The sequence below is a fragment of the Nitratireductor sp. ATLC21 genome, from assembly GCF_057196525.1.
In genome coordinates, this window is record NZ_JBXUOU010000001.1 from 1422368 (window position 1) to 1445323 (window position 22956).

At 58.1% G+C, this 22956-nt stretch carries 19 protein-coding genes; 10 read left to right on the plus strand and 9 right to left on the minus strand.

Annotated elements, in window-relative coordinates; all coding sequences use genetic code 11:
- Window positions 1-19: 19 nt before the first annotated feature.
- The 3 genes from AC2CHD_RS06975 to AC2CHD_RS06985 all read right to left on the minus strand — a co-directional run bounded on the left by AC2CHD_RS06975 (window position 20) and on the right by AC2CHD_RS06985 (window position 6846).
- Window positions 20-799 carry an N-acyl amino acid synthase FeeM domain-containing protein gene (locus AC2CHD_RS06975; protein WP_229448372.1) on the minus strand — a complete coding sequence of 260 codons (780 nt, stop codon included), beginning with the start codon at window positions 797-799 and terminating at the stop codon, window positions 20-22.
- A 169-nt stretch (window positions 800-968) separates the two neighbouring features.
- Window positions 969-3317 (minus strand): putative bifunctional diguanylate cyclase/phosphodiesterase, encoded by a 2349-nt coding sequence (locus AC2CHD_RS06980; RefSeq protein ID WP_484553053.1) that lies wholly within the window; start codon window positions 3315-3317, stop codon window positions 969-971.
- A 49-nt stretch (window positions 3318-3366) separates the two neighbouring features.
- Window positions 3367-6846: an indolepyruvate ferredoxin oxidoreductase family protein gene (locus tag AC2CHD_RS06985; RefSeq protein ID WP_484553054.1), complete on the minus strand. Its 3480-nt coding sequence runs from the start codon at window positions 6844-6846 to the stop codon at window positions 3367-3369.
- Between the two features lie 461 nt (window positions 6847-7307).
- On the opposite strand from AC2CHD_RS06985, the gene AC2CHD_RS06990 reads away from it, so the two are divergent.
- Window positions 7308-7880 (plus strand): TRAP transporter small permease subunit, encoded by a 573-nt coding sequence (locus AC2CHD_RS06990; protein WP_484553055.1) that lies wholly within the window; start codon window positions 7308-7310, stop codon window positions 7878-7880.
- Window positions 7880-9271 (plus strand): TRAP transporter large permease, encoded by a 1392-nt coding sequence (locus tag AC2CHD_RS06995; RefSeq protein WP_484553056.1) that lies wholly within the window; start codon window positions 7880-7882, stop codon window positions 9269-9271. The genes AC2CHD_RS06990 and AC2CHD_RS06995 overlap by 1 nt, the downstream gene beginning before the upstream one ends.
- Window positions 9272-9338: 67 nt before the next feature.
- On the opposite strand, the gene AC2CHD_RS07000 is transcribed toward AC2CHD_RS06995, so the two are convergent.
- A complete protein-coding gene (locus AC2CHD_RS07000; protein WP_229448366.1) occupies window positions 9339-10433 on the minus strand; it encodes a TRAP transporter substrate-binding protein in 1095 nt (364 codons plus the stop codon).
- A gap of 343 nt (window positions 10434-10776) precedes the next feature.
- On the opposite strand from AC2CHD_RS07000, the gene AC2CHD_RS07005 reads away from it, so the two are divergent.
- On the plus strand, window positions 10777-11385 hold the full coding sequence (locus tag AC2CHD_RS07005; protein ID WP_229448364.1) for a TRAP transporter small permease subunit: 609 nt from the start codon (window positions 10777-10779) through the stop codon (window positions 11383-11385).
- Window positions 11378-13225 carry a TRAP transporter large permease gene (locus tag AC2CHD_RS07010; RefSeq protein ID WP_484553057.1) on the plus strand — a complete coding sequence of 616 codons (1848 nt, stop codon included), beginning with the start codon at window positions 11378-11380 and terminating at the stop codon, window positions 13223-13225. Before AC2CHD_RS07005 ends, AC2CHD_RS07010 begins: the two co-directional genes overlap by 8 nt.
- A 65-nt stretch (window positions 13226-13290) precedes the next feature.
- On the opposite strand, the gene AC2CHD_RS07015 is transcribed toward AC2CHD_RS07010, so the two are convergent.
- Entirely contained in the window at window positions 13291-14397 is a 1107-nt protein-coding gene (locus AC2CHD_RS07015) for a TRAP transporter substrate-binding protein (protein WP_229448360.1), read from the minus strand.
- Between the two features lie 268 nt (window positions 14398-14665).
- Between AC2CHD_RS07015 and AC2CHD_RS07020 the strand changes: the two genes are divergently transcribed.
- Window positions 14666-15439, plus strand: a complete 774-nt coding sequence (locus tag AC2CHD_RS07020) for a gamma-glutamyl-gamma-aminobutyrate hydrolase family protein (protein WP_229448359.1) — start codon at window positions 14666-14668, stop codon at window positions 15437-15439.
- Here the strand turns inward: AC2CHD_RS07020 and AC2CHD_RS07025 are convergent, their stop codons facing one another.
- The 4 genes from AC2CHD_RS07025 to AC2CHD_RS07040 all read right to left on the minus strand — a co-directional run bounded on the left by AC2CHD_RS07025 (window position 15440) and on the right by AC2CHD_RS07040 (window position 18700).
- Window positions 15440-15847 (minus strand): hypothetical protein, encoded by a 408-nt coding sequence (locus tag AC2CHD_RS07025; protein WP_484553058.1) that lies wholly within the window; start codon window positions 15845-15847, stop codon window positions 15440-15442. It abuts the gene before it with no gap.
- 89 nt (window positions 15848-15936) lie between these two features.
- The gene (locus tag AC2CHD_RS07030; protein ID WP_484553059.1) at window positions 15937-16935 is read right to left on the minus strand and encodes a 2-hydroxyacid dehydrogenase; all 999 of its coding nucleotides are present in this window, start codon (window positions 16933-16935) and stop codon (window positions 15937-15939) included.
- 41 nt (window positions 16936-16976) lie between these two features.
- Complete coding sequence (locus AC2CHD_RS07035) at window positions 16977-17996, minus strand: LacI family DNA-binding transcriptional regulator (protein WP_484553235.1); 1020 nt, start codon at window positions 17994-17996, stop codon at window positions 16977-16979.
- A 227-nt stretch (window positions 17997-18223) separates the two neighbouring features.
- Window positions 18224-18700, minus strand: coding sequence for a MarR family winged helix-turn-helix transcriptional regulator (locus tag AC2CHD_RS07040; protein WP_484553060.1), 477 nt, complete (start codon window positions 18698-18700; stop codon window positions 18224-18226).
- 199 nt (window positions 18701-18899) lie between these two features.
- Here AC2CHD_RS07040 and AC2CHD_RS07045 point away from each other — a divergent pair, with 199 nt between their 5' ends.
- The 5 genes from AC2CHD_RS07045 (at window position 18900) to AC2CHD_RS07065 (ending at window position 22925) form a co-directional block, all read left to right on the plus strand.
- Window positions 18900-19637, plus strand: coding sequence for a creatininase family protein (locus AC2CHD_RS07045; RefSeq protein WP_484553236.1), 738 nt, complete (start codon window positions 18900-18902; stop codon window positions 19635-19637).
- A gap of 63 nt (window positions 19638-19700) precedes the next feature.
- On the plus strand, window positions 19701-20783 hold the full coding sequence (locus tag AC2CHD_RS07050; RefSeq protein ID WP_484553061.1) for a CobW family GTP-binding protein: 1083 nt from the start codon (window positions 19701-19703) through the stop codon (window positions 20781-20783).
- A 3-nt stretch (window positions 20784-20786) separates the two neighbouring features.
- The gene (locus AC2CHD_RS07055) at window positions 20787-21761 is read left to right on the plus strand and encodes a WD40 repeat domain-containing protein (protein WP_484553062.1); all 975 of its coding nucleotides are present in this window, start codon (window positions 20787-20789) and stop codon (window positions 21759-21761) included.
- A gap of 87 nt (window positions 21762-21848) precedes the next feature.
- Window positions 21849-22520 (plus strand): RNA polymerase sigma factor, encoded by a 672-nt coding sequence (locus AC2CHD_RS07060; RefSeq protein ID WP_484553063.1) that lies wholly within the window; start codon window positions 21849-21851, stop codon window positions 22518-22520.
- 15 nt (window positions 22521-22535) lie between these two features.
- On the plus strand, window positions 22536-22925 hold the full coding sequence (locus tag AC2CHD_RS07065) for a VOC family protein (RefSeq protein WP_229448350.1): 390 nt from the start codon (window positions 22536-22538) through the stop codon (window positions 22923-22925).
- Window positions 22926-22956: the final 31 nt, after the last annotated feature.

The window sequence follows — 22956 nt, forward strand, 5'->3', positions numbered from 1 at the left end:
GGCGTAACGAGAGTGCGTGTCAGGCCGCGTGCGCCGAGTATTTGGCCGTGGGGAGAATGGTCAGAGGGGGCGCAAGACGGGCGCTGCCACGTTCAAACAGAAGCCGTTGTTCCGACCGCGCCGAAAGAAAGAACGGAAATCGTTCCACGATGGGGCCGAACTCTTTCGCGCAAACCCCTCCAAACAACATCAGCGGAATGCTGATAGGCGGATAGATGCGCTCCGGGCTCATCTGGCGCGCGCCGAAAATCCGTCGGTAGAATGCGGTGTGTTCCTGGCGGATCAGACAGGCGCAATAAGTTGAGCGGAAATGTTCATAGGCAGCAATCACCAACCGCAAGGACACGTAGGGCAATGCCCGGTAATCGCGCGCAAGCTCCGGATCTGCAGCGAGCATGCTGGGGTTGATACAAGTGTCACCCTGCTCGATCAGAGGCGACATAATATCTCCAAACCCCTTGGTTACCGGACCGAGTGGGTTTTCCCGGTCGATCTGATGCAGCCGCACCGTGCTGACAAGGCGTTTGTCGATGTAAACGGCGAAATTGTAACAATTGGGAAGATCATCGAGATCGTCTTTGACGATTTGTCCTTCCGTCTCGGGCACGAAACCATGCGCGCGGTAGGATCGGTATCGCAGATGAAAAATCTCTTCACGATCTTCACCGGTCTCGCACCGGCGATACTCCGTGCGTTCGAGAAGCGCCATGACGCTATCGATGAAGCTGGAAGATTTCTTTGACGGTTCGCGAACGAAGCGTTCAGCTCCCGGTTTCAGTCCGACCAGGCCGGTACTCATGACCATTGCCGCATGCCCCACGTCGACTTCTACCACCTCTCATATAGTCAAGGGTAGCCGCATGACCAGCGATGTAAAGCTGAAACTCGTAATCAAACTGTTCAGGTTTTATTAACCTTAACAAAGGGTTTCTGCGCATTGGACTTGCATAAGAAAAAGCTTCGAAAAGTCAGTTGGAAAGACGTTCCTGGCGCTCAAGCTGAGCGGGTGAATAAAGCTGTTTCATTTCGGCCATGGTTTCAATGCCCGAGGCTGTCAGGGCCGGACCAAACAAAAATCCCTGCAAGAGATCGGGCTTGACCGAGCTTTCGAGCAGCTTCAGCTGATCAAACCGCTCAACGCCTTCAACCGTTACAGCGAGGCCCAGCTTGCGGGACAGTTCGACCACCCCCTGCAGAAGGTGAAGCGAGCGCTCGCCTTCCTTCAGATTTGCGACAAAGCTACCATCGATCTTGATTTTATCGAGCGGCAGAGTGTGCAGATAGCTAAGCGAGGAATACCCGGTCCCGAAGTCATCCAAAGCGATACGCACGCCGAGCGTCTTCAAGCTGTTGATGTAGCGAACCGTCGCTTCCGTGTCGTTCAAAAGTGCGGTCTCCGTCACTTCTATCTCGAGACGATCCGGCTTCAACCCCGCGCCGTTGAGTGCTCGCTCCACTTTGCCGATAACCGCGTCAGAGCGAAAATCCTTCGCCGACAAATTGACCGACACACCCACATGCTCTGGCCATTTGACGCATTCCTGGCAGGCTGCCTCAAGCACAATCGTGCTGATCTCGGAGATGAGCCCCATCTCCTCGGCGAGAGGTATGAAAACTGCTGGTGAGACAAGTCCCAGGTCCGGATGGTCCCAGCGACACAACGCTTCACAACTCGTAATCCGCATTGTGGCAGCGTCGACGATCGGCTGATAGACGACACGCAGGCTGCGCGCTTCAATGGCGTTGCGGAGATCCGCTTTCATCACCTGCCGGTTTCGGAAGGCGATATCCATCTCGGTTTCGAACAGGCTCCAGGCATTCTTGCCCAATTCCTTGGCCCGGAAGAGCGCCAGATCCGCCTTGACGATCATGGAGTCCACATCACTTGCACGAACAGGCGCGACCACGGCTCCACCACTGGCCTGAATGCGCATTGCATGTCCCGCAACATCGACCTCACCGGCGAGCGATGCGAAAATTTCCTCGAACTGTCGGGAAAACTCGTCTTCATCAGCCACCTGATTGAAATAGACCATGAACTCGTCGCCGCCGAACCGGCTGATGCGGACATTGGGGTTCGCAAACGCAGAAAGGCGCTCTGCCACGGCATAGATCAGACCATCCCCGACCGGGTGGCCGAGCGTATCGTTCACTGATTTGAAATCATCCAGATCTAGAACCGCGAGACCGCAGAGGCGATCCTGATCGCCCGCCGCCATCGCCTCCGTTACCTTCTCGTGAAAATACGCACGATTGGGCAGACTGGTAAGACTGTCATAGCGCGCCATGAAACGGATTTTCTCTTCTGCTTCGACGCGACTTGTCACCTCCTCAAAGGTGAGCACTCCCACCTCATCATGTCCCTCGCGAGCAGCGAACTCAAAATGCCGCCCGTTGGTCATGCGCAGCAGCACCTTGCGGTTACGCCCTTCACGTAGCGCCCGCGAAAGCTGCTCCTCGGCATAAGCGTAATCGCGCTCCGAAAGCAGCCCACTCGCCACACCACGCATGAGCAGTGATTTCAACGTCCGACCGAGCATCTGTTCGGAGGACTTGAACCCAAGCATCTCTGCCGCCTGGGTGTTGCTCACCACCACCCGCTCCTCGTTGTTCAACATGAGCAGGCCGTGGTGCATCGTATTGAGCGCGCGATCGAACCGCTGCGCCAGCCGAGTGGAGCGCTTTTCCTCACTGATGGCAGTGAAGAGGACCGTGCGCACCAGATCTGCCATTTTGGTCACGACCAGCATGAATGGCGCGATAAAAAGTCCAAGCACGAAATGATATAAATCGCCCTTCAACATCAGGCCGAGCGCCATTGGAAACACAATCGTCAGGGTCAGGATCGACACCATTTTGTGGGAGCCGTAATTGCGTCCGGCAATCGTGATCGTTCCGCTGAGGATGGCCGAGACGGCTGCAAGCTCGCTGAAATTGTCGTTCGACCACATCGTGGCAAAGAAGCCGAACGCTCCGACAACAAATCCGTGGATGCTGCCCCACCAGAGATATCGCGCTTCCCATGCAAGTGCTGACGGATAGTCGAAGATCAACGCATGATCGACGCGCGTAATCTTGAAATAGCGCCAGACACCCGCAATGAACATCGCCGGTCCAAAAGCAAGGAAGGCAGGCTGGCCGGTCTTGTAAAAAAGAAGAACTGCAATCAGACCATAGCACGCCGCGCCCACGGGGAGCACGCCGACGTCTTGAAACAACGAACGGATGTACCCAACATAGACGTCTTCCGGTATGCTGTTATTGCTGTTTTTCACCGCATGAGCCCGATTGACGGGCAAGATATGCCACAACAGCATTAAGAAAGGTTTAGTAAAGTTTTTGAGCCGGCTGCTTGAAGAAAGCCGGCTATTCTGCTGCCTTTAGAAACGGATCTTCCTTTTCACCACCTTCCAGGCGCTGGATCAATCTCGCACGCTCCTGCGCCGCTTTCGCTGCGTTGGCCTCCTTGATGTGCCCGTACCCGCGAATGAGAGCCGGCACCGATGCCAGTGCCACCGCGGCATCCGCCCGTTCCGGAGAAAGCAGCGCCTCGATGCGATCGAGATCTCCTTCATATTCGGTGAGCAGGCGTCGTTCCATCCGGCGTTCTTCGGTGCGGCCGAAAAGGTCGAAAGCCGTGCCCCGCAGGCCGCGCATGCGCGCAAGCAGGCGGAAGGCAGTCATCATCCAAGGCCCAAAATTCGACTTTCTGGGATGGCCGGCAGCATCGCGACGACCGAGGATCGGCGGAGCAAGATGAAATTCGAGACGATCATAGCTTTCAAATTCCGCCGCAAGTTGGCGTTTGAAGCTCCCATCGGTGTAGAGGCGCGCCACTTCGTACTCATCCTTGATGGCCATGAGCTTGAACAGGTTCCGCGCCGCTGCCTCCGTCACGGCGGTGGAACCCGGCACAGCTTTTTCCTCTGCGGCACGCAAACGGGTAATACGGCTGCGATAGCGCTCGGCATATGCCTGGTTCTGATACCCGGCCAAAAAAGCTGCGCGCCGATCAATAATCTCATCAAGCGACCGGGAAACAGGTTGTCGGACATCGCCATTGGATGATTTCGCGACCAGTTGATTCACAAACTCGGGATCATGTGCCGCACGCCGTCCCCAACGGAATGCGGATACATTCATGCTCACCGCCTGACCATTGAGCTCTATCGCTTTCTCGATGGCTTCGGCAGAGATTGGCAGACCTCCAAGTTGGTAGGCCATGCCAAGCATGAGCATATTGGCGCCCACCGAATTGCCAAAGAGAACGCTGGCCGTGCGCGTGGCATCAAAGAAATGCGCCTTATCTTCGCCGACCGCAGCGCGGATTGCCTTTTTCAGACGCTCGGTCGGGAGCGAGAAATCGGCTGAGCGGGCAAAATCTCCCGGCATAACTTCTGCCGTATTGGCCATAAAAAGCGTGTGCCCCTGACGGGCCGCTGCGAGAACCTTCTTAGCGCCGGAAACCACCAGATCACAACCAAGAACGAGATCTGCCTCCCCGGCGGAGACGCGGATCGCGTGGATATCTTCCGGTGTTTCGGCGACGCGAAGATGAGTGAAAACCGCACCACCCTTCTGCGCCAGCCCCGCCATGTCGATGATACCCGCACCCTTGCCTTCCAGATGTGCGGCCATGCCGACGATCGCACCAATGGTGACAACACCGGTGCCGCCTATCCCGTCCACCACCGCCGACCAGCCGCGCGCGAGACCGTAAAGTTGCGGCTCTGGAACGCCTTCCAGCGGATCACTGGCGCCGGTTGCGGCTTTTGCCTTTTTCAGCTTGGCCCCGTGCACCGTCACGAAAGATGGGCAAAATCCGTTTACGCAGGAGAAATCCTTGTTGCAGCTCGATTGATCGATCCGGCGTTTGCGGCCGAACTCGGTTTCCTGCGGCTGCACCGAAACGCAGTTCGACTTGACCCCGCAATCACCACAGCCTTCGCACACGAGTTCGTTGATGAAGACGCGCTTGTCCGGATCAGGGAAAGTGCCACGCTTGCGGCGACGACGTTTCTCGGCAGCGCAGGTCTGATCGTAGAGCAGAACGGAAACGCCCTTCACTTCGCGCAGATCGCGCTGAACCTGATCGAGATCGTCGCGGTGATTGATCGTGGTGCCCGGCGGAAAGCTTACAACCCCGGCGTATTTCTCTGGCTCATCACTGACCACGGCGATGCGTTGCACACCTTCCGCACGCACCTGATCCGCGATCATGTCGACGGTGAGCCCACCCTCATGCGGTTGGCCACCCGTCATGGCAACGGCATCATTGTAGAGGATCTTGTAGGTGATGTTGGCGCCCGAAGCGATTGCAAACCGGATCGCCATGGAGCCGGAGTGGTTGTAGGTGCCGTCGCCGAGATTCTGGAAAAAATGCTCACGTTTCGAGAACGGTGCCTGGCCGATGAACTGCGCTCCTTCACCGCCCATCGCGGTGAAGCCTATATTGGAACGGTCCATCCAGGTGGCCATGAAATGACAGCCAATCCCGCCACCGGCAATCGAGCCCTCGGGGACATTGGTGGAGGTGTTGTGCGGGCAGCCGGAGCAGAAATAGGGCGTGCGGCCTGACACGTCCTGCGTATCCGCGAGCATCGCCTGAAACTGGCGCAGTCGTGACACGTGAGCGGAGATTTCCTCCGACGGTCCGATAACGCGCAGGATGCGCTCGCCAATCGCGATGGCAATTTCATTGGGATCAAGTGCTGCCGTGGGCGCGAAAAGCCGACTCCCTCCTTCATCCACCTTGCCAATGATTTCCGGCTGATTGGCTGTGCCGTAGAGATTTTCCCGCAACTGCACTTCAATGAGCGAACGCTTTTCCTCGACCACGATCACCATGTCGAGCCCGCGCGCGAATTCCCGCATATGCTCAACATCGAAAGGCCAGGGGCATGCCACTTTGAACAGACGGATGCCAAGTTGCTGGGCACGTGCTTCATCGATCCCGAGATCATCCAAGGCCTGACGCGTGTCGAGGTAGCTCTTGCCAAGCGTGACAATGCCGATCTTTGCCTTGGCCCCGCCCGAATAGATGATGCGGTTGAGATTGTTTGCCTGGACGAAGGCGGCGGCCGCAGCGCGCTTGAAATCGTAGAGCCGTGCCTCCTGCCCCAGCATGTTGATCTCGTTGCGGATGTTCAGACCGCCGGGCGGCATCTCGAATTCGGGTGTGACGATGTTCAGCCGCTCAAGCGACACATCCACGGCGGCTGTCGATTCAATGTTGTCCTTGACGCATTTGATGGCCGTCCAGGTCCCTGCAAAACGCGACAGCGCATAGCCATAGAGACCATAGTCTATCAGCTCCTGAACGCCGGCAGGGTTCAGGATCGGGATCATCGCATCGACGAAAGCAAACTCGCTGGCATTGGCAACCGTCGAGGATTCGGCTGTGTGGTCATCGCCCATCAGCGCCAGCACACCACCATGCTTTGAGGAGCCGGCGTGGTTGGCATGGCGAAAAACATCACCGGAACGGTCGACGCCGGGGCCTTTGCCATACCAGACGCTGAAGACACCGTCATATTTGCCTTCGCCAAGAAGCTCGGTCTGCTGGGACCCCCAACATGCGGTGGCCGCCAACTCCTCGTTCAGCCCGGGCTGAAAAATCACATTCGACGCTTCGAGCTGCTTTTTCGCCTTCCAAAGCTGCTGGTCGAGACCGCCAATGGGCGATCCCCGATAGCCGGACACGAAGCCGGCCGTATTCAACCCAGCACGTCGATCACGCTCACGCTGCATCAAAAGCATCCGCACGATGGCCTGCGCGCCGGATACGAAGATGCGCTCCTTCGTTAAATCGAACTTGTCATCGAGCGTGACGTCGTGAAGCGTCATATAACAATTCCTCCTCTGCGGATCACGGTTGGAAACGTTTCCGCAAGGGTAGTTTTCTATCCGCCCGGCATCCCGTCAAACGAATTTGCGAGCTCTGCAACAATGAGCAACGCCGACACAGGAACCGGTATTTCCCCGGACATTTTATTAGCTGAACCGCATACACAACGCACGAATCTGACCTGAGTATACCTGCCTCCCACCCAAGCACAGCAAGCGACAGAGCCTGTTCACCTGATTATTTAGGGTCGGGACTGCGTTTCGACAGGCAAAATGGCGAGTTTTCCCACCCGGTTACTTTTTCACCTGAAACAAAGCTGCTAATCAGGCGCTGCCTGGTTGTCAGGTTGAAGGGTAGGACAGGAAACAACTTCCGCCCGCATCGGGGAAACGCAAGAGGGCCACATGGCATACCATCAAGCGCTGCACGCCGCGCGCGCCAACGGCGGAGGCAACTGACCGTGCGCGCGATCGCTTTCCTGGTCCGCGCAATCAGCGGTCTGAACGCCCTTGTCGGCAATGTCTTTTCATGGCTGTCCCTGGCCATCGTTCTGGTTTGCTTCACCGTTGTGGTGCAACGCTACGTGTTCTCAACCAGCTTTGTGTGGATGCAGGATCTTTATATCTGGCTGAACGGAGCGATGTTCACAGCCGTGGCCGGCTTCGCACTCCTCAGAAATGATCATGTGCGGGTCGATATTTTCTACCGGCCGGCCAGCACGCGGCGTAAGGCGACCGTGGATCTGATCGGTGTGATCCTCTTTCTTCTCCCCTTCTCCTGGATCGTCTTCTACTACGGTTGGAGCTTTGTCAGCCGTGCTTGGCGATTGGGAGAAGCATCCGCCAATGTAGGCGGCATGCCGGGCCTGTTCATTCTCAAGGCCTTCATACTTGGCTTTGCCGTTCTGCTTGCGCTGCAAGGCATTGCGATGGCCTTGCGTTCGGTCTTGGTCCTGAGCGACAGGGAAGACCTGCTTCCGCAGCACCTGAGATACGAAACCAATGACGAAGAGCAGCCGGAGGCAAACGTCTGATGGATCCGGTTCTGATTGGCGAGCTCCTTTCGGGGCTCATGTTCTTCGGGATTATCGGCTTTCTTCTTCTGGGCTTTCCCGTAGCCTTCACACTGGCAGGCGTATCGCTCATGTTCGGTCTCGTCGGCATGTGGTTCGGCGTATTCGACCCCTCGAACTTCGGCAGCCTGGCAAACCGCTATATCGGCTACATGACCAATGAAGTGCTGGTGGCGGTCCCGCTTTTCATCTTCATGGGCGTGATGCTGGAGCGCTCCAAGATCGCCGAGCAACTGCTTTTGACCATGGGCAAGCTGTTCGGCAATCTGCGTGGCGGACTTGGCATGTCAGTCATCATCGTGGGGGCGCTTCTGGCCGCATCCACCGGCGTGGTGGGCGCCACAGTCGTCACCATGGGCCTGATTTCGCTCCCGGCAATGCTGCGCGCGAACTACGATCCCCGGCTTGCAACCGGCGTCATTTGCGCCTCTGGCACACTCGGGCAGATCATCCCGCCCTCGACCGTTCTCATCTTCATGGGAGACATGCTTTCGGGCATCAACGCACAGGTGCAGATGGCCAAGGGCAACTTCGCCCCGGTTCCTGTATCGGTAGGCGACCTCTTCGCAGGCGCCCTTCTGCCGGGTGTGCTGCTGGTGGGCCTTTATCTCGGTTGGACAATCCTGAAGGCGATCTTCGATCCAGCCTCCTGTCCAGCCACGCCAGTTCCCGCGGAAGAGAAAAAGGAGCTTTTGGGAGAGGTCGCTGTCGCACTTTTGCCGCCGCTTCTTTTGATCATGGCCGTTCTCGGCTCCATTCTCGGTGGCATTGCAACGCCGACGGAAGCCGCCTCCGTTGGCGCCGTCGGCGCGATGGTGCTTGCGGCCTTACGCTGGCGGCTCTCCTTTGCCGTGCTGAGGGAAACGGCAATCGCCACAGCCTCCATCACCTGCATGGTGTTCATCATCCTGTTCGGCGCTTCAGTGTTTTCTATCGTTTTCCGCCTGATGGGTGGCGACAACCTGGTGCACGAATTCCTCGCCAACCTGCCCGGCGGCACGCTAGCGGCGGTCGCTGTTGTGATGTTCATCATGTTCCTTCTGGGATTCATTCTCGACACGTTCGAGATCATCTTCATCGTGATCCCGATCACCGCACCGATCCTGCTGGCTCTTGATGTGGATCCGGTCTGGCTTGGCGTTCTTGTCGGCGTAAACCTGCAGACGAGCTTCCTCACCCCGCCTTTCGGCTTCGCACTGTTCTATCTGCGCGGGGTTGCCCCGGATTCAGTGAAGACATCGATGATCTACAAGGGGGTTCTGCCCTTCGTGCTGCTTCAGCTCCTGGCTATCGCCATCATGTTCATGTTCCCGGAGATCGCCACCTGGTTGCCGAGAGCGATCTACAGCTAGGATCACAAACGACAGGCAACAAAAAAGCCCGGCACAAGCCGGGCTTTTTCGTAGATCGCAATCCGGATCAGATCGAGAAGTATTTCTTGCGTGCCTCGACAAAGGCACCGTCTGTGCCTTCTGTACGGGTGCGCAGAATGTTGAGCGACTCGATGAAGCTCTCGGTCGTCTTTTTCGTCAGGGCGTCTCCGGAATCGCGCAGCTCACCGAGGATTTCGGTCGCGGCCTTCGCACCTGCCTCGATAATATCGTCGGGGAACTGGCGAACATTGACGCCATGCTCATCGACGAGCGTTTTCAGCGCCCGCGGGTCATTGGCATAGAAATCCGAAGCCACCTGGTCATATTCCGCCTGGCAGACATCCTTGACGATCGCCTGCAAGTCGGAGGGCAGTTCCTGATATTTCGCCTTGTTGACCACCAGTTCGGTTGCCAGACCCGGCTCCACAAAGCTCGGGAAATAATAGTTCTTGGCAACCTGGTAGAAGCCGAGCGCCAGATCATTGTAGGGGCCGACGAACTCGGCCGCATCAAGCGTGCCCGACTGCAGTGCCTGGAAGATTTCGCCGGCAGCCATGTTGGTCACCGTCGCGCCAAGCTTCTCCCATACCCGACCGCCGAGGCCGGGCGTACGGAAGCGCAGACCTTTGACGGAGTCGAGGCCCGTCAGTTCCTCGCGGAACCAGCCACCGGCCTGGGTGCCCGTATCGCCGGACAGGAAGCCCTGAACCCCGAACTGGTCGTAGATCTCGTCCCAGATCTCCTGACCGCCCATATAGCGGACCCACGCCGCCATTTCACGCGAGGTCATGCCGTAGGGCACACCCGTGAAGAATGACAGGGCCGGGCTCTTGTTCTGCCAGTAATACGCCGCACCGTGGCTCATCTCGGCCGAACCATCGATAACGGCATCCAGCGACTGCAGCGGCGGAACGAGTTCGCCTGCGGAATAGACCTGCACGGTCAGCCGACCGTCGGAAGCGGCCGTGATGCGATCCGCAAGCCGCTGTGCGCCAACACCCAGGCCGGGAAAATTCTTCGGCCAAGTGGTGACCATGCGCCAGGTCTGGTTGCCCTGCGCGATGGCAGGCGTCGCTAATGCGGCTGCACCCGCCCCAGCAGCGGCCAGCCCCGCTTTCCCGAGGAAAGAACGACGATCCATGAATACCTCCCAAAAGAACATCAAGCGAAAAAAAGGGCCGCAGAACGGCCTCTTCGACTTTACTACAGCGCCGGTAACAACCTCCCCGGCGCAGCGGAAACTTATCAATACACGCACAAGCACAACTGTCCAGACCGCTATCTGCGGGGGGAGACGATTTGCAATCTGTTCGATCTGGCCGTGTTTTCCCATTGCAAGCTTCGAACCTGCCCTGGATTGCCTTGGCTGCGTCTTCAATGTCGACTTTTGGCTCACTTGAAGGCAGGCTGCAGATGCAAGACAAAGCATAAGACCCGAGAATCACAAAAACGATCCGGGGGGAACACATTGCTGGGAGGAAAGCATGGCGGGGCTTCTTGGCCTTTCGCGCCTGATCGACGCTGTCAACCAATTCATCGGCAAACAGGTCTCATGGCTAATCCTGGTCGCCGTTCTTGTATCGGCCTATAACGCCATCATTCGGTTTCTCGGCGACGGCCTGCCTGCCTATCTGCCGATACCAAGGGCTTCCAATAGCCTGCTTGAACTGCAGTGGTACCTCTACGGCACCGTGTTCATGCTGGCGTCAGCCTATACGTTGCAGCGCAATGAACACATTCGCATCGATATCGTTTCGAGCCTGTTCTCCAAGCGAACCCGAGATTGGATCGATCTCTTCTGCCACGTATTCTTTTTGCTACCCTTCGTCTCTCTGATCGTCTGGCTGAGTTGGCCCTGGTTCAAGCGCTCGTTCATCTCCGGCGAGATTTCAGCCAATGCAAGCGGTCTGATCATCTGGCCCGCCAAATTCATGGTGCTTGCCGGGTTCGTGCTTCTCACGGCCCAGGCCATCTCGGAGATCGTCAAACGATACGCGGTTCTGCGGGGATTGATCGACGAGCCCAACCCTCAACACGATATTCATCCGGCCGCTGAAGCAGCCATTGAGATGGAGGAGAAGCGCGATGATTGACCTGATCGCGCATAATCTCGCGCCCATCATGTTCGTGACCGTGATGGCGATGCTGCTGATCGGCTACCCCGTAGCGTTCACGCTTGCCGCCGGCGGCCTTCTCTTTTTTGTTTTCGGCGTTGAACTCTCGCACATCTCAAGCGAGATCCGTCTTTTCTGGCCCCTGCTCCAGTCACATCCCGAGCGCATCTACGGGATCATGTACAACGACACCCTGCTCGCCATTCCATTTTTCACTTTCATGGGGCTGATCCTGGAGCGCTCCCGGATGGCAGAGGATCTGTTGGACACGATCGGTCAGCTCTTTGGCCCGGTGCGTGGCGGGCTTGCCTATGCGGCCGTGCTGGTGGGGGCCCTGCTTGCCGCGACAACGGGTGTGGTCGCAGCATCGGTCATCGCCATGGGCCTCATCTCACTGCCGATCATGATGCGCTACAACTACAATCGCGGCTTTGCGACCGGCACCATCGCCGCATCCGGCACGCTGGCGCAGATCGTGCCTCCTTCGCTCGTTCTGATCGTCATGGCCGATCAGCTTGGGCGCTCCGTGGGGGATATGTATGTGGGCGCGCTTTTGCCGGCGCTCGCCATCATTGGCGCCTACTGCCTTCTGGTCTTCGCCGTCACTATCGTCAAGCCTCACTGGGCACCGGCTTTGCCCCCTGAAACCCGCACGCTCGGTGGCGGCGTCACCTCGCTGGTCGTCCTTCTTGCTGCATCAGTTGCAATCTATTTCGCCACCTATCACACGCTGTTCGCCGACATGCGCAGCGAGGTGAGGCTGGTCTGGGCAGCAACGGCTGCCACGCTCTTCGCGCTCGCCTTCAGCCTGGCCAACCGCTACCTCAAACTGAACATCCTGTCCCGGCTCGCCGAACAGGTGGTGATCGTCCTGATACCGCCGCTGGCGCTGATCTTCCTCGTTCTGGGAACCATCTTTCTCGGCATTGCGACGCCGACGGAAGGCGGTGCAATGGGTGCTACCGGCGCGCTCGTTCTGGCTCTGGTCAAGCGCAGACTATCCTTCTCTGTCCTCAAACAGGCACTCGACGCCACCACGAAACTTGCAGCCTTCGTGATGTTTATCCTGATCGGCGCTCGGGTGTTCGGCCTGACCTTCTACGGTATCAACGGCAATGTGTGGATCGAGGAACTGCTTCTGGCACTGCCTGGCGGGGAGATCGGTTTTCTTCTGACCGTGACCGTCATCGTGTTCATTCTGGGCTGCTTTCTCGACTTCTTCGAGATCGCCTTCATTATGGTCCCGCTTCTGGTGCCGGCTGCCGAAACGCTTGGCATCGACCTGATCTGGTTCGGGGTCATTCTCGGCATTAATTTGCAGACGTCGTTCCTGACGCCGCCTTTCGGCTTTTCGCTCTTCTACCTGAGATCCATCGCACCGATGAAGGAATGGAAAGACGAGGTTTCCGGACGCATCCTGCCCGCCGTCAAGACAACGGAAATCTACAAGGGTGCCATACCGTTCATCATAATCCAGTTTCTGATGATCATTCTGGTGATTTCGTTTCCCGGTCTTGTCACGCACTACAAGCAGGAGAGCACGGTCGACCCGAACGAGGTGGAAATCAACATTCCCTCTTTCGGGAACAATGGTTCCGGGGGACCGGGATTTGGACTGCCGGGCGCATTGGGTGGCTCACCCTTCGGCTCCCCACCGTCCCCGCAGGATGACAGGGACGACCAACAAGACAACGGCTTGCAGCTACCGGGGCTCGGCGGGCTCCCGCCACTTGGCACATCATCAAAGGACGCTGAAGAGGAACGCTCGCCTGAACAGCCGGCACTGCCAGATCTCAGTCAGCCTCCAAGTTTCAACTGACGCATTCACCCAATAAAAAACCCCGGGGCACCTACCCCGGGGTTTTCCTGCAACATCAGAACAGGTCAGAGTTTGCCTGCCCGCTGCTGAATCATCATGAAAGTGTCGAACGTATATTCGGACAACTGAGCCCAGAGATATGCATCCTTCTTGAAGGCCTGCTGATTGTCGTAGATCTTCTTGAAGGTGGGGTTTGAGGCGTTGATTTCCTCATAGGTCTCCATGGCGGCGTTATAGCACGCTTCAAGGATCTCCTGACTGAAGGGGCGCAGCTGTGCCCCATCCGCCACCAGCTGCCGCAGAGCCGACGGGTTTTTGTAGTCGTAACTCGCCATCATGTCGGCATTGGCCGCGCGGCATGCCGCGTCGAGCACCGATTGATAGGCCGCGGGCAGTTCATCCCACTTTGCCTTGTTGAACATGGCATTGAGGACCGGCCCACCTTCCCACCATCCAGGGTAGTAATAATACTGTGCGACCTTGTTGAAGCCGAGCTTCTGATCGTCATAGGGCCCGACCCACTCGGTTGCGTCGATGGTGCCTTTTTCAAGCGCGGGGTAGATATCGCCGCCGGCAATCTGCTGGGGCACCACACCGAGCTTCTCGATGATTTTGCCGCCCATGCCGCCGATGCGCATCTTGAGGCCCTTGAGATCCTCAACTGTGTTGATCTCCTTGCGGAACCAGCCTCCCATCTGGGCACCTGTGTTGCCGCAGGGCAATGTGTGGAGCCCTTCGGTGTGGTAGAACTCGTTCATGAGATCATTGCCGCCGCCATAATAGAACCACGCATTCTGCTGGCGGTAGTTGAGGCCGAACGGAATAGCCGTGCCCAACGCATAGGTCGGGTCCTTGCCCCAATAGTAGTAGGACGCTGTGTGCGCCATCTCGACAGTGCCGGCGGCTGCCGCGTCCGCGGCCTGAAGCCCCGGCACGATCTCGCCGGCAGCAAAGACCTGGATCTCAAAATTGCCGTCCGTTGCACCTTTCACGAACTCGGCCATCGTTTCGGCCGCGCCATAGATCGTGTCGAGCGCCTTCGGAAACGAAGACGTGCAACGCCACGTGATTTTTGGCATCGACTGGGCAATGGCAGGTGCAGAAAGTGCCGACGCGGCGGCAACGCCCGTCCCTGCAATACCTGCCTTCTTGAAGAAGGTTCTGCGGTCCATATGTACTCCTCCCATTCTGGAACCGTCCGCCGCAGTGCCGCTGGCACCCGGCTGTATGCCGGCCTCGCCGCCCGCTGCTGTTTGCTTTTTGTCAGGCGCCGAAAACCACTGGTATCAATGCATGCATGGCGCCCCAAGTCCAGCAAATGGACCCTGTCTGCGACCAATGTCGAAGGCCCAGCGAAATCCTCGGACTGCCCATTGGAAAGGCGCGAGAAATCTCTACATTCGCTGTCTGAAGAGCGACTGCAAACCAATGGATTTTCGAATGCGCACGCCACTGATCGCCGTCTCGACCGATGCAAAGGATTTCGAGAAATATATTTGGCATGCCACGCCACAAGCATATCTTGAGGCAGCGATCGCCGCCGCCGGCGTTCTGCCGGTTCTGCTCCCCTCGCTCGGCGAAAAGCTCGACCTGGACAGCCTGCTGGACACTGTCGACGGCGTATTGCTGACGGGGTCGAAGTCAAACGTCTATCCGGCGCTCTACGGCGGCGAAGCCAGCGAAGAGAACGGCCCCTACGACCACGCACGCGATGCCACCACGCTTCCTTTGATCCGCAAGGCTGTTGAACGCGGTGTGCCGCTTCTGGCCATCTGCCGCGGTATCCAGGAATTGAACGTCGCGCTGGGAGGCACGTTGGCGACGGAAATCCACGAACGCGAAGGCGCGTTCGACCATCGGGGCCCGCAGGAGGCAGACCAGGACACGCGTTTCGCCATTCGACAGACGGTGAAGGTGGCGCCGGATGGATGCCTCGCTCGCATCTTCGATACGTCAGAGGTCCGCGTGAACTCAGTTCACAGGCAGGGCGTGGACACGCCCGCTCCGCGCCTTGAGATCGAAGCTGTGGCGGATGATGGAACGGTGGAGGCCGTTTCGGTCAAGGATGCGGCGGGCTTTGCCGTCGGCGTCCAGTGGCATCCCGAATACTGGGCTCACAAGGACAGCGCCTCGGCCCGCATTTTTGAAGCCTTCGGGAACGCGGTTCGCCAGCACGCGGCCAAGCGCAGCAACGCACACATCGCCGCAGAGTAGTCAGTTTCCGGGGTACATGCTGAGCAGCGGCGAACCGGGCCGCAGTGATTCATAGGCTGCGCCGTCGCCGGGATAGAATTCCACCAGTGCCTCTCCGGTCGCTGAGACAAAAGCGACCGTCCCGTCTTCGCGCTCCTCCCAGATACGCGCCTCCACAAGGCTTGGCATCAAGCGGGCACAGCTTCCATCAAGATCAAGTGGCGTCTTCTCCGGTCCCGGCGCGTGGCGGACGCGGCAGATGTCATTCAGCCCCACCCCTGTCAGGGTGTACTCCGAAACGGTATCTTTCTGAGACGCGGTCGTCTCCTCACCCGGAGCTGCAGCCATCTCTGCCACCCGCACATCAGAAAAATAGCCGAACGCTCCCACAAGAGCGAACACCAGAGCGCCTGACGCAATTAGTTTCATAAATCGGGAGCTCCATCGCCAACGGAATGTCTTTCCGAGAGCTTCCAATGTTCTGGTTAATCGTTTGCTAAAAATACAACTTTAAGGCGTCATTCCACTGATGAGGAAATACCTTCTCGCTTCACATGGCTGGTTTCAGGCACTGGCGTTATTGCGCGATTGTGTGTGAACCAGGAAATGAGATTGTCGACCACCAGATCCGCCATCGCCTCGCGGGTCACGACCGAAGCCGAGCCCACATGCGGAAGGAGGGACGCATTCTCCAAAGCGACCAAAGCCTCCGGCACTTGAGGTTCATTCTCGAATACATCCAGTCCCGCGGCGAAGATGGTGCCTTCTTTCAGGGCAGTGATCAGGGCAGCTTCAGCGACCGTGCTGCCGCGTCCAATGTTCACGAACACGCCGTTCTCGCCCAACGCCTTCAAGACGTCGGCGTTGACCGCCTTGTGCGTTTCCGCACCTCCCGGAGCAACGCAGATCAATGTATCGACCGCTGCAGCCAGCCCGACAAGCGTTTCATGATAGGCATAGGATACGTCATTCAGTCGCCTGCGGTTGTGATAGGCGATCGGCAAACCGAAGGCAGAAAGGCGGTGGGCAATGGCACGACCGATACGTCCCATGCCGAAAATGCCAACGGTCCGACCGCGCAATGAACCGCGAGACAACGGGTAGCCCCCCTCCCGCGCCCAACGCCCCTCACGCAGCCACGCCTCCGCCCGGGGGAACTCGCGAACGGTATTGAGCAGAAGCCCCACCGCGGTATCGGCAACCTCCTCGGTGAGAACGTCGGGCGTATTGGTGACCATGATGTTGCGCCGACCGGCATGCGCGGCGTCGACAGCATCATAGCCAACGCCGAAATTGGCGATGATCTCGAGATTGGGCAATGCATCAATGAAGGCCGCATCCACAACGGTCATTGCAGCCATCCCGCGCACCCTTGCCGCGACCTCCCCCGTCACGAGCGACGCATCGGCTTTCTCGATCGTCAGGAGCTCGAAACGTGAATCGATGCGTTTTGCCGCGTGTGGATGCAGTTTCCCAGGCACCAGGATTGCGATTTTGCTTGTCTCTGCCAATTCCATTCTCCTGATCGGGTAAGCCGGCGAACATCTCACCAATGAGATCAGCGTTCGACAGGTTTGCCGGTTGACTGACGCACATGCAACTCCGGCTTGATTAGCTCCTGCGCCGGGTTCACCTCGGCCCCGTTGAGCCTGTCGAGCAGAACGCGTGCTGCCCGCCGCCCCACATCGCGCTGTCCATTCCATACGGTCGTCAACGCCGGTGTGGCGATCGCCGCCTCTTCGAGATCGTCATAACCCGTGACGGAAATATCGACTCCCGGCACCAGACCTGCACGGGCTATACCGTTCATCAGGCCGATTGCGACAAGATCGTTCCAGCACACCGCAGCTGTCGGCTTGTCCTTGAGCGCTAGAAAAGCACCGGCAATCTCAAAACCGGCCTGCTTTGTGCGCGGCCCCGGAAAACGCCATTGCGGTTTGATCTCAAGCCCGGCCTTGCCCATCGCATCCACATAGCCTTGATACCGGTCACGTCCGGTCGAAGTCTGGTCCGTGCCGCCGATCATAGCGATGCGTGTGTGGCCAAGCGAAATCAGATGGTTGGTCGCAAGACCGGTTCCATAGGCGTCGTCACCGCGAAACACCGGTACGCGCGCGCCTTCGACGGATCGCGCAATAAGCACTGTCGGCAAACCATTTTCCTCCACAAGGCGGATATCCTGTGGCGGCGTACCGATAGCCGGCGACATGATCACACCATCTGCGCCGAGTTGAAGGAGCGTGTCGATGAAGGTGCGCTGCTTTTCCAACTGATCGTAATGATTCGACAAAAGAAAGGTTTGCCGGGATCGATCGAGCTCGGTTTCGATGGAGCGCAAAATTTCGGCAAAGAACGGGTTCATGATGTCATGCACAACGACCCCGATAATGCCCGAACGCGACGTTCTCAGGCTGGCTGCGCGTCGATTGTAGATATAACCGATCTCGCGCGCATGTTCCTTGATCCGCTGGCGCGTGCCATCCGCAACCAACGGGCTGTCACGCAACGCCAGAGAAACAGTGGCCGTGGAGACGCCAAGCGCCTCGGCGATGGTAGAAAGCTTGATCTTCTGCGCCAGCCTGATTTCCCCCACATGCGGATGGCCGTCGATGCCAGACATGGCCGATCCGCGATCACTCCCTCTATTCATCTGGAGATCGGCCTCGCGAATGCACCCTGCCTAAACTGTTTAAAGACCTGATTACGCCACGGATGACTGAAAGGTCAATCAGGATGCGTGCCCGCAACGTCCTGTTCCGGAAAAATCGGTCAGTTTTGTGGGAATATGGAGAGGAAACTCAGGGGCTAGGCATCAACGTCGACATTTTCATCGTCATCGACCCCCTCAAAACCGGTACCATTGAGGTTGGCTTCGATCTTGGAAAGAAGATCCGTCAGGACCTGACGATCCTTCTTATCGAATCCTTTGAGCGCGATTTTTTCTGTCTTGCGCACCGACTTCTCGATGGAGCGAATAGCCTCTTCACCTTCCCGGGTCAGGAAGACATAGGCTCGGCGCCCATCTTCCTGAGATAATCGCTTTTCGAGAAACCCCTGATTCGTCAGGCGGTTGATGGTTTTCGTGATTGTTGGCGGACGGACCCCCAGAAGATTGGCGAGTTGACTGGGCGTTTGCCCATTCTCCACCGACAGTGCCAGCATCAGCTTGTCTTGCCCCGCATATAGCCCGTGCTCTAAAAGCCGTTCGGCCAGAGCGGTACGTGAAAGCCGGGCGGCCGACTGTAATAAGCCAATTGTCGCGCCTTTTGCAGCTTTGGCCATACAAACTCCCCTTTAGACATCCTTAACGATGAGATAGAACGCCCCGTACACAAAATAGCTCTAACGATTCCCATTGCAACCATAGATTGCTCTTGTTTAGACAAATAATTATCCACTACTTTTGGATAAGAGTTTTGCCGGACAAGTTTCTTGATACATCGCGGGGGACGCTGTGAATACACAAGATAACACCCACGCTATCGCAGAGAAAATTGCGGTCTTGCCAATTGGAGCGACAGAGCAACATGGCCCGCATCTGTCCCCTGATACCGACTGGATCATCGCGCAAGGCATTGTAGAAGAAGTCAAAAAAGAAATCCCCGAGCATCTGGATGTCGTTTTTCTTCCCGTCGAGAAGATTGGCTATTCGGTCGAGCACTCCGACTCCAGCGCAACCCGAAGCATTCCATTCGAGGAGGCTGCGAACCGGTGGATCGACATCGGTGCCCGGCAATTCAAAGCCGGTGTGCGAAAACTGGTCATATTGAACGCCCATGGAGGGAACTCGCCGCTGCTCACCATTGTGACGACAGAGCTTCGCGTGCGATTCGGCATGTTGGCTGCCGCCACAAGCTGGACCCGGTTCGGCTACCCGCAGGGCCTGGTTTCTGATAAGGAGCGAGCTCTGGGCATTCACGGAGGCTTTATCGAAACCTCGGTCATGCTTGCCCTGCGTCCAGATCTTGTGGACATGCAAAAGGCCGCGGATTTCAAATCCGCCCAGGAAGAATTCCAAAGCCGGTTCAAGCATCTGCGGGCCTATGGACCGCACGCCTTTGGATGGATGATGAGCGACCTCGCCCCAGAAGGCGTTACTGGGGACGCGTCTGCAGCGAGTGCTGAGGCCGGGCACCGTATCATCGCCCACAGCGTTGCCGGCTTCCTTGAACTGCTCGAGGATGTGCATCGGTTCGATACCGGTCATTTCGAGCGCTGACCGTGCAATCGATGCGCCTCCATCTTATATAGTCGAAACACCATTCTAGTTTTGCGAGAAATCATGTCCGACGTGCAGACTGAGACACCCGGCGAAGCCGAAGCGAAGCAAATCCCCGTAACGGTACTGACCGGCTATCTTGGTTCAGGCAAAACGACCCTTCTGAACCGGATCCTTACCGAAGATCACGGCAAACGCTATGCAGTGATCGTCAACGAGTTTGGCGAGATCGGCATCGACAACGACCTGATCGTGGAATCCGACGAGGAAATCTACGAAATGAACAATGGCTGCGTGTGCTGCACGGTGCGCGGCGATCTGGTGCGGGTCGTTGAGGGCCTGACCAGACGTGCAGGGCGCTTTGATGCCATTGTCGTGGAGACCACGGGGCTGGCCGATCCGGCACCGGTGGCGCAGACCTTTTTCATGGATGACGATGTGCGGGCCAAGACCAGGCTTGACGCCGTTGTGGCACTGGTCGACGCCAAGCACCTGCCCCTGCGCCTGAAGGATTCCAATGAGGCGGAAGACCAGATCGCCTTCGCAGATGTCGTGATCGTGAACAAGACCGATCTTGTCACACCTGAAGAACTCGCCGCCGTGGAGGCGACGATCCGCGCGATCAATCCGATGGCGCGCATCCACCGCTCCGAACGTGCGAGCGTTTCCTTGTCCGAAGTGCTCGATCGGGGCGCCTTCGACCTGAAGCGCGTGCTCGACAATGACCCGCACTTCCTCGATCAGGATCATCCCGATCATGTCTGCGGCCCCGACTGCGATCACGATCATCACCACCATGATCATGATCACGGGCATCATCACCATCACGGCGAAGCGTCGCCCATTCATGATGCAGGCGTGAAATCGCTTTCGCTGCGTGCGGGAGAGATGGATCCGAAAAAGTTTCTTCCATGGCTGGAAAAGACCACACAGATCGACGGACCGAACATTCTGCGCCTCAAGGGCATTATCGCGTTTGCGGACGATCCCGACCGTTTCGTCGTGCAAGGCGTGCATATGATCGTCGAAGGAGACCACCAGCGCCCCTGGCGCGACGACGAGAAACGCGAGACACGGCTCGTCTTCATCGGGCGGGGTCTCGATACCGAGCGCCTGCAACGCACCTTCGAAGCCTGTCAGGCCTGACGTATGCCAACAGTCGCACCGCTCGATCTCGACAGCCACTGCATTGCTGCCGCGTGGCTGAACAACATACCGCATTTCGCCCTGGCCGATGGCGTGGTACATCGCCTCGACAATGGCCACAAATGGACTGAGCTTCATGACGGGCTTTTGGCCGCCTGCACCGGTCAGGACAGCGCCTGCCTCATCACGGGAGGCGAAGACGGGCGCGTGGCGCGGCTTTCATCCGACGGGGCGATGGAAACGCTGGCCGAAATCGGGCGCAAATGGGTGACCAGCATAGCGGCTGGTCCGCAGGGCGCCGTCGGTTTCGCGGTCGGGCGCTCAGCCCATGTGCGCTTTGCCGATGGAAAACAGCGCGAGTTTCAGCACCCGCGCTCGGTGGAAGGCATTGCCTTCGCGCCGAAGGGCATGCGTCTCGCCATCGCTCGCTACAATGGCGCGACGCTGCATTTTCCCGCAACCGATGGCAAGCCGACGGAGCTGGAATGGACCGGAGCCCACACCGGCATCACCTTTTCTCCCGATGGAAAGTTCCTTGTCACCACCATGCAGGAAAATGCCCTGCATGGCTGGAAACTCGCCGACGGAAAGCACATGCGCATGGCCGGCTATCCAGCCAAGGTGAAGAGTTTTTCCTGGAGTGCGAAGGGCAAATGGCTGGCTACGTCTGGCGCCCCAGCCGCCATCATCTGGCCATTCCAGGCCAAGGACGGCCCGATGGGCAAGGCACCGCTGGAGCTCGGCACACGCGGCGACACAATGGTGACGCAGGTTTGCTGCCATCCCACGGAGGAAATCGTCGCGATAGGCTATGCCGACGGCATGATCCTGGCCGGACGCTTTGCAGACCAGAAAGAGGTGCTGCTGCGCCGACAGGGCAAGGGTGCGATCACGGCCATGGCCTGGGACGATGAGGGACGGCGCCTCGCCTTTGGCACGGAAAGCGGCGAAAGCGGCGTGATCGATATCGCCGGCTGACCCCTCACGCCCGCCACACGTCCCTCTCTTGCAGAGCGCGTCACGACCTTTAGCGTTGATCTGCTCAAGAACCGATGGGAGCCCCAGGTGGACAGCAGGACAGAAACAAAGGACGCGCCTGCCCGGCTCGACCTCACCACCGCCACCTACAATCACCTGCTGAAGACAGCGCGTCGCCACGCTTCACACCTCGTGGAAGCGGAAGACCTGCTCCATGAAACGCTCATCGTGGCGCTGACAGCATCCAAGCGACCGGAAGTGGCCAGTGGCGCCTGGCTGCAGGGTGTGATGCGCAATGTGGCAGCGACAAAGCGGCGCTCTGCCTATCGCCGCATGAATCGCGAGAGCACCACGGACGTTTCCGGGAACGGCGCCGTGCCGTTTCTCCCAGCCGAATTCCTCGCAAGCCTGCCGAAGAGCCAAAGAATTGTTGCTCTTCTTGCTCTGGGAGGGCACACGCGCAAGGAAATTCGCCATTTGCTGCGTATCTCGGATGAAAGTCTGCGGCAGCGCATTGCCGGGCTGCGCGCGCGCTGCCGCAACGCGGCAGATGACGGTGATCAACCGGGCAAGGAGCATTTGTCAGGCACGCTCGCTTTCGGCGCCATCCGGCAGAGCCTCCTTCCTTTGACCCGTCGCAATGTGGCGTTCCTGGCAAGCCATGACCCGGACGGACATCTCTTCACGGTCAGTTTTTCTTCTTCCAAAGCTCACGAAACGGATTTCTGCGGCAATAGGGAAGCAGAACCAGCAGTGTAACATCAGGAGACCCACATGCTTTCCAACATCCGCATCGGCAATATCTGCTACTACGTCAACGACATCGACCGCACGGAGGCGTTCTATCGCGATGTGATCGGGCTCGATGTTCAGCGGATGGCAGGAGACGAAGAATCGGGCGACTGGCTGCTCGCCAGCATCGAGAACAATATCGAACTCATCTTCTTTCAGATGGAATCCCGGCCCGGCAACACGCCCATCGTGGTGTTCGATCTTTCGGAAGGCGGCATCGACGATGTGGTTTCGGGGCTGGCGAAAAAGGGCGCAACCATCGTCACGCCTGTCAGTCACGCGCCGGGCGGCTGGTCGGCAGAGTTTGCCGACCCGGATGGACATGTCCTGTCCGTCTATCAGCCGGAGGAGCGCCCTCGGAACCGTGTGTAGAATATTTCGGCCAATCCGGTCGAGTGGCCGG

Coding starts and splice junctions, on each gene's coding strand:
- AC2CHD_RS07000 (WP_229448366.1), bottom strand. CDS start 10,433: ATGGATCGTCGTTCTTTCCTCGGGAAAGCGGGGCTGGCCGCTGCTGGG.
- AC2CHD_RS07005 (WP_229448364.1), top strand. CDS start 10,777: ATGGCGGGGCTTCTTGGCCTTTCGCGCCTGATCGACGCTGTCAACCAA.
- AC2CHD_RS07030 (WP_484553059.1), bottom strand. CDS start 16,935: ATGGAATTGGCAGAGACAAGCAAAATCGCAATCCTGGTGCCTGGGAAA.
- AC2CHD_RS06995 (WP_484553056.1), top strand. CDS start 7,880: ATGGATCCGGTTCTGATTGGCGAGCTCCTTTCGGGGCTCATGTTCTTC.
- AC2CHD_RS07015 (WP_229448360.1), bottom strand. CDS start 14,397: ATGGACCGCAGAACCTTCTTCAAGAAGGCAGGTATTGCAGGGACGGGC.
- AC2CHD_RS06985 (WP_484553054.1), bottom strand. CDS start 6,846: ATGACGCTTCACGACGTCACGCTCGATGACAAGTTCGATTTAACGAAG.
- AC2CHD_RS07050 (WP_484553061.1), top strand. CDS start 19,701: ATGTCCGACGTGCAGACTGAGACACCCGGCGAAGCCGAAGCGAAGCAA.
- AC2CHD_RS07025 (WP_484553058.1), bottom strand. CDS start 15,847: ATGAAACTAATTGCGTCAGGCGCTCTGGTGTTCGCTCTTGTGGGAGCG.
- AC2CHD_RS06980 (WP_484553053.1), bottom strand. CDS start 3,317: ATGCTGTTGTGGCATATCTTGCCCGTCAATCGGGCTCATGCGGTGAAA.
- AC2CHD_RS07055 (WP_484553062.1), top strand. CDS start 20,787: ATGCCAACAGTCGCACCGCTCGATCTCGACAGCCACTGCATTGCTGCC.
- AC2CHD_RS07020 (WP_229448359.1), top strand. CDS start 14,666: ATGCGCACGCCACTGATCGCCGTCTCGACCGATGCAAAGGATTTCGAG.
- AC2CHD_RS07010 (WP_484553057.1), top strand. CDS start 11,378: ATGATTGACCTGATCGCGCATAATCTCGCGCCCATCATGTTCGTGACC.
- AC2CHD_RS07040 (WP_484553060.1), bottom strand. CDS start 18,700: ATGGCCAAAGCTGCAAAAGGCGCGACAATTGGCTTATTACAGTCGGCC.
- AC2CHD_RS06975 (WP_229448372.1), bottom strand. CDS start 799: ATGAGTACCGGCCTGGTCGGACTGAAACCGGGAGCTGAACGCTTCGTT.
- AC2CHD_RS07065 (WP_229448350.1), top strand. CDS start 22,536: ATGCTTTCCAACATCCGCATCGGCAATATCTGCTACTACGTCAACGAC.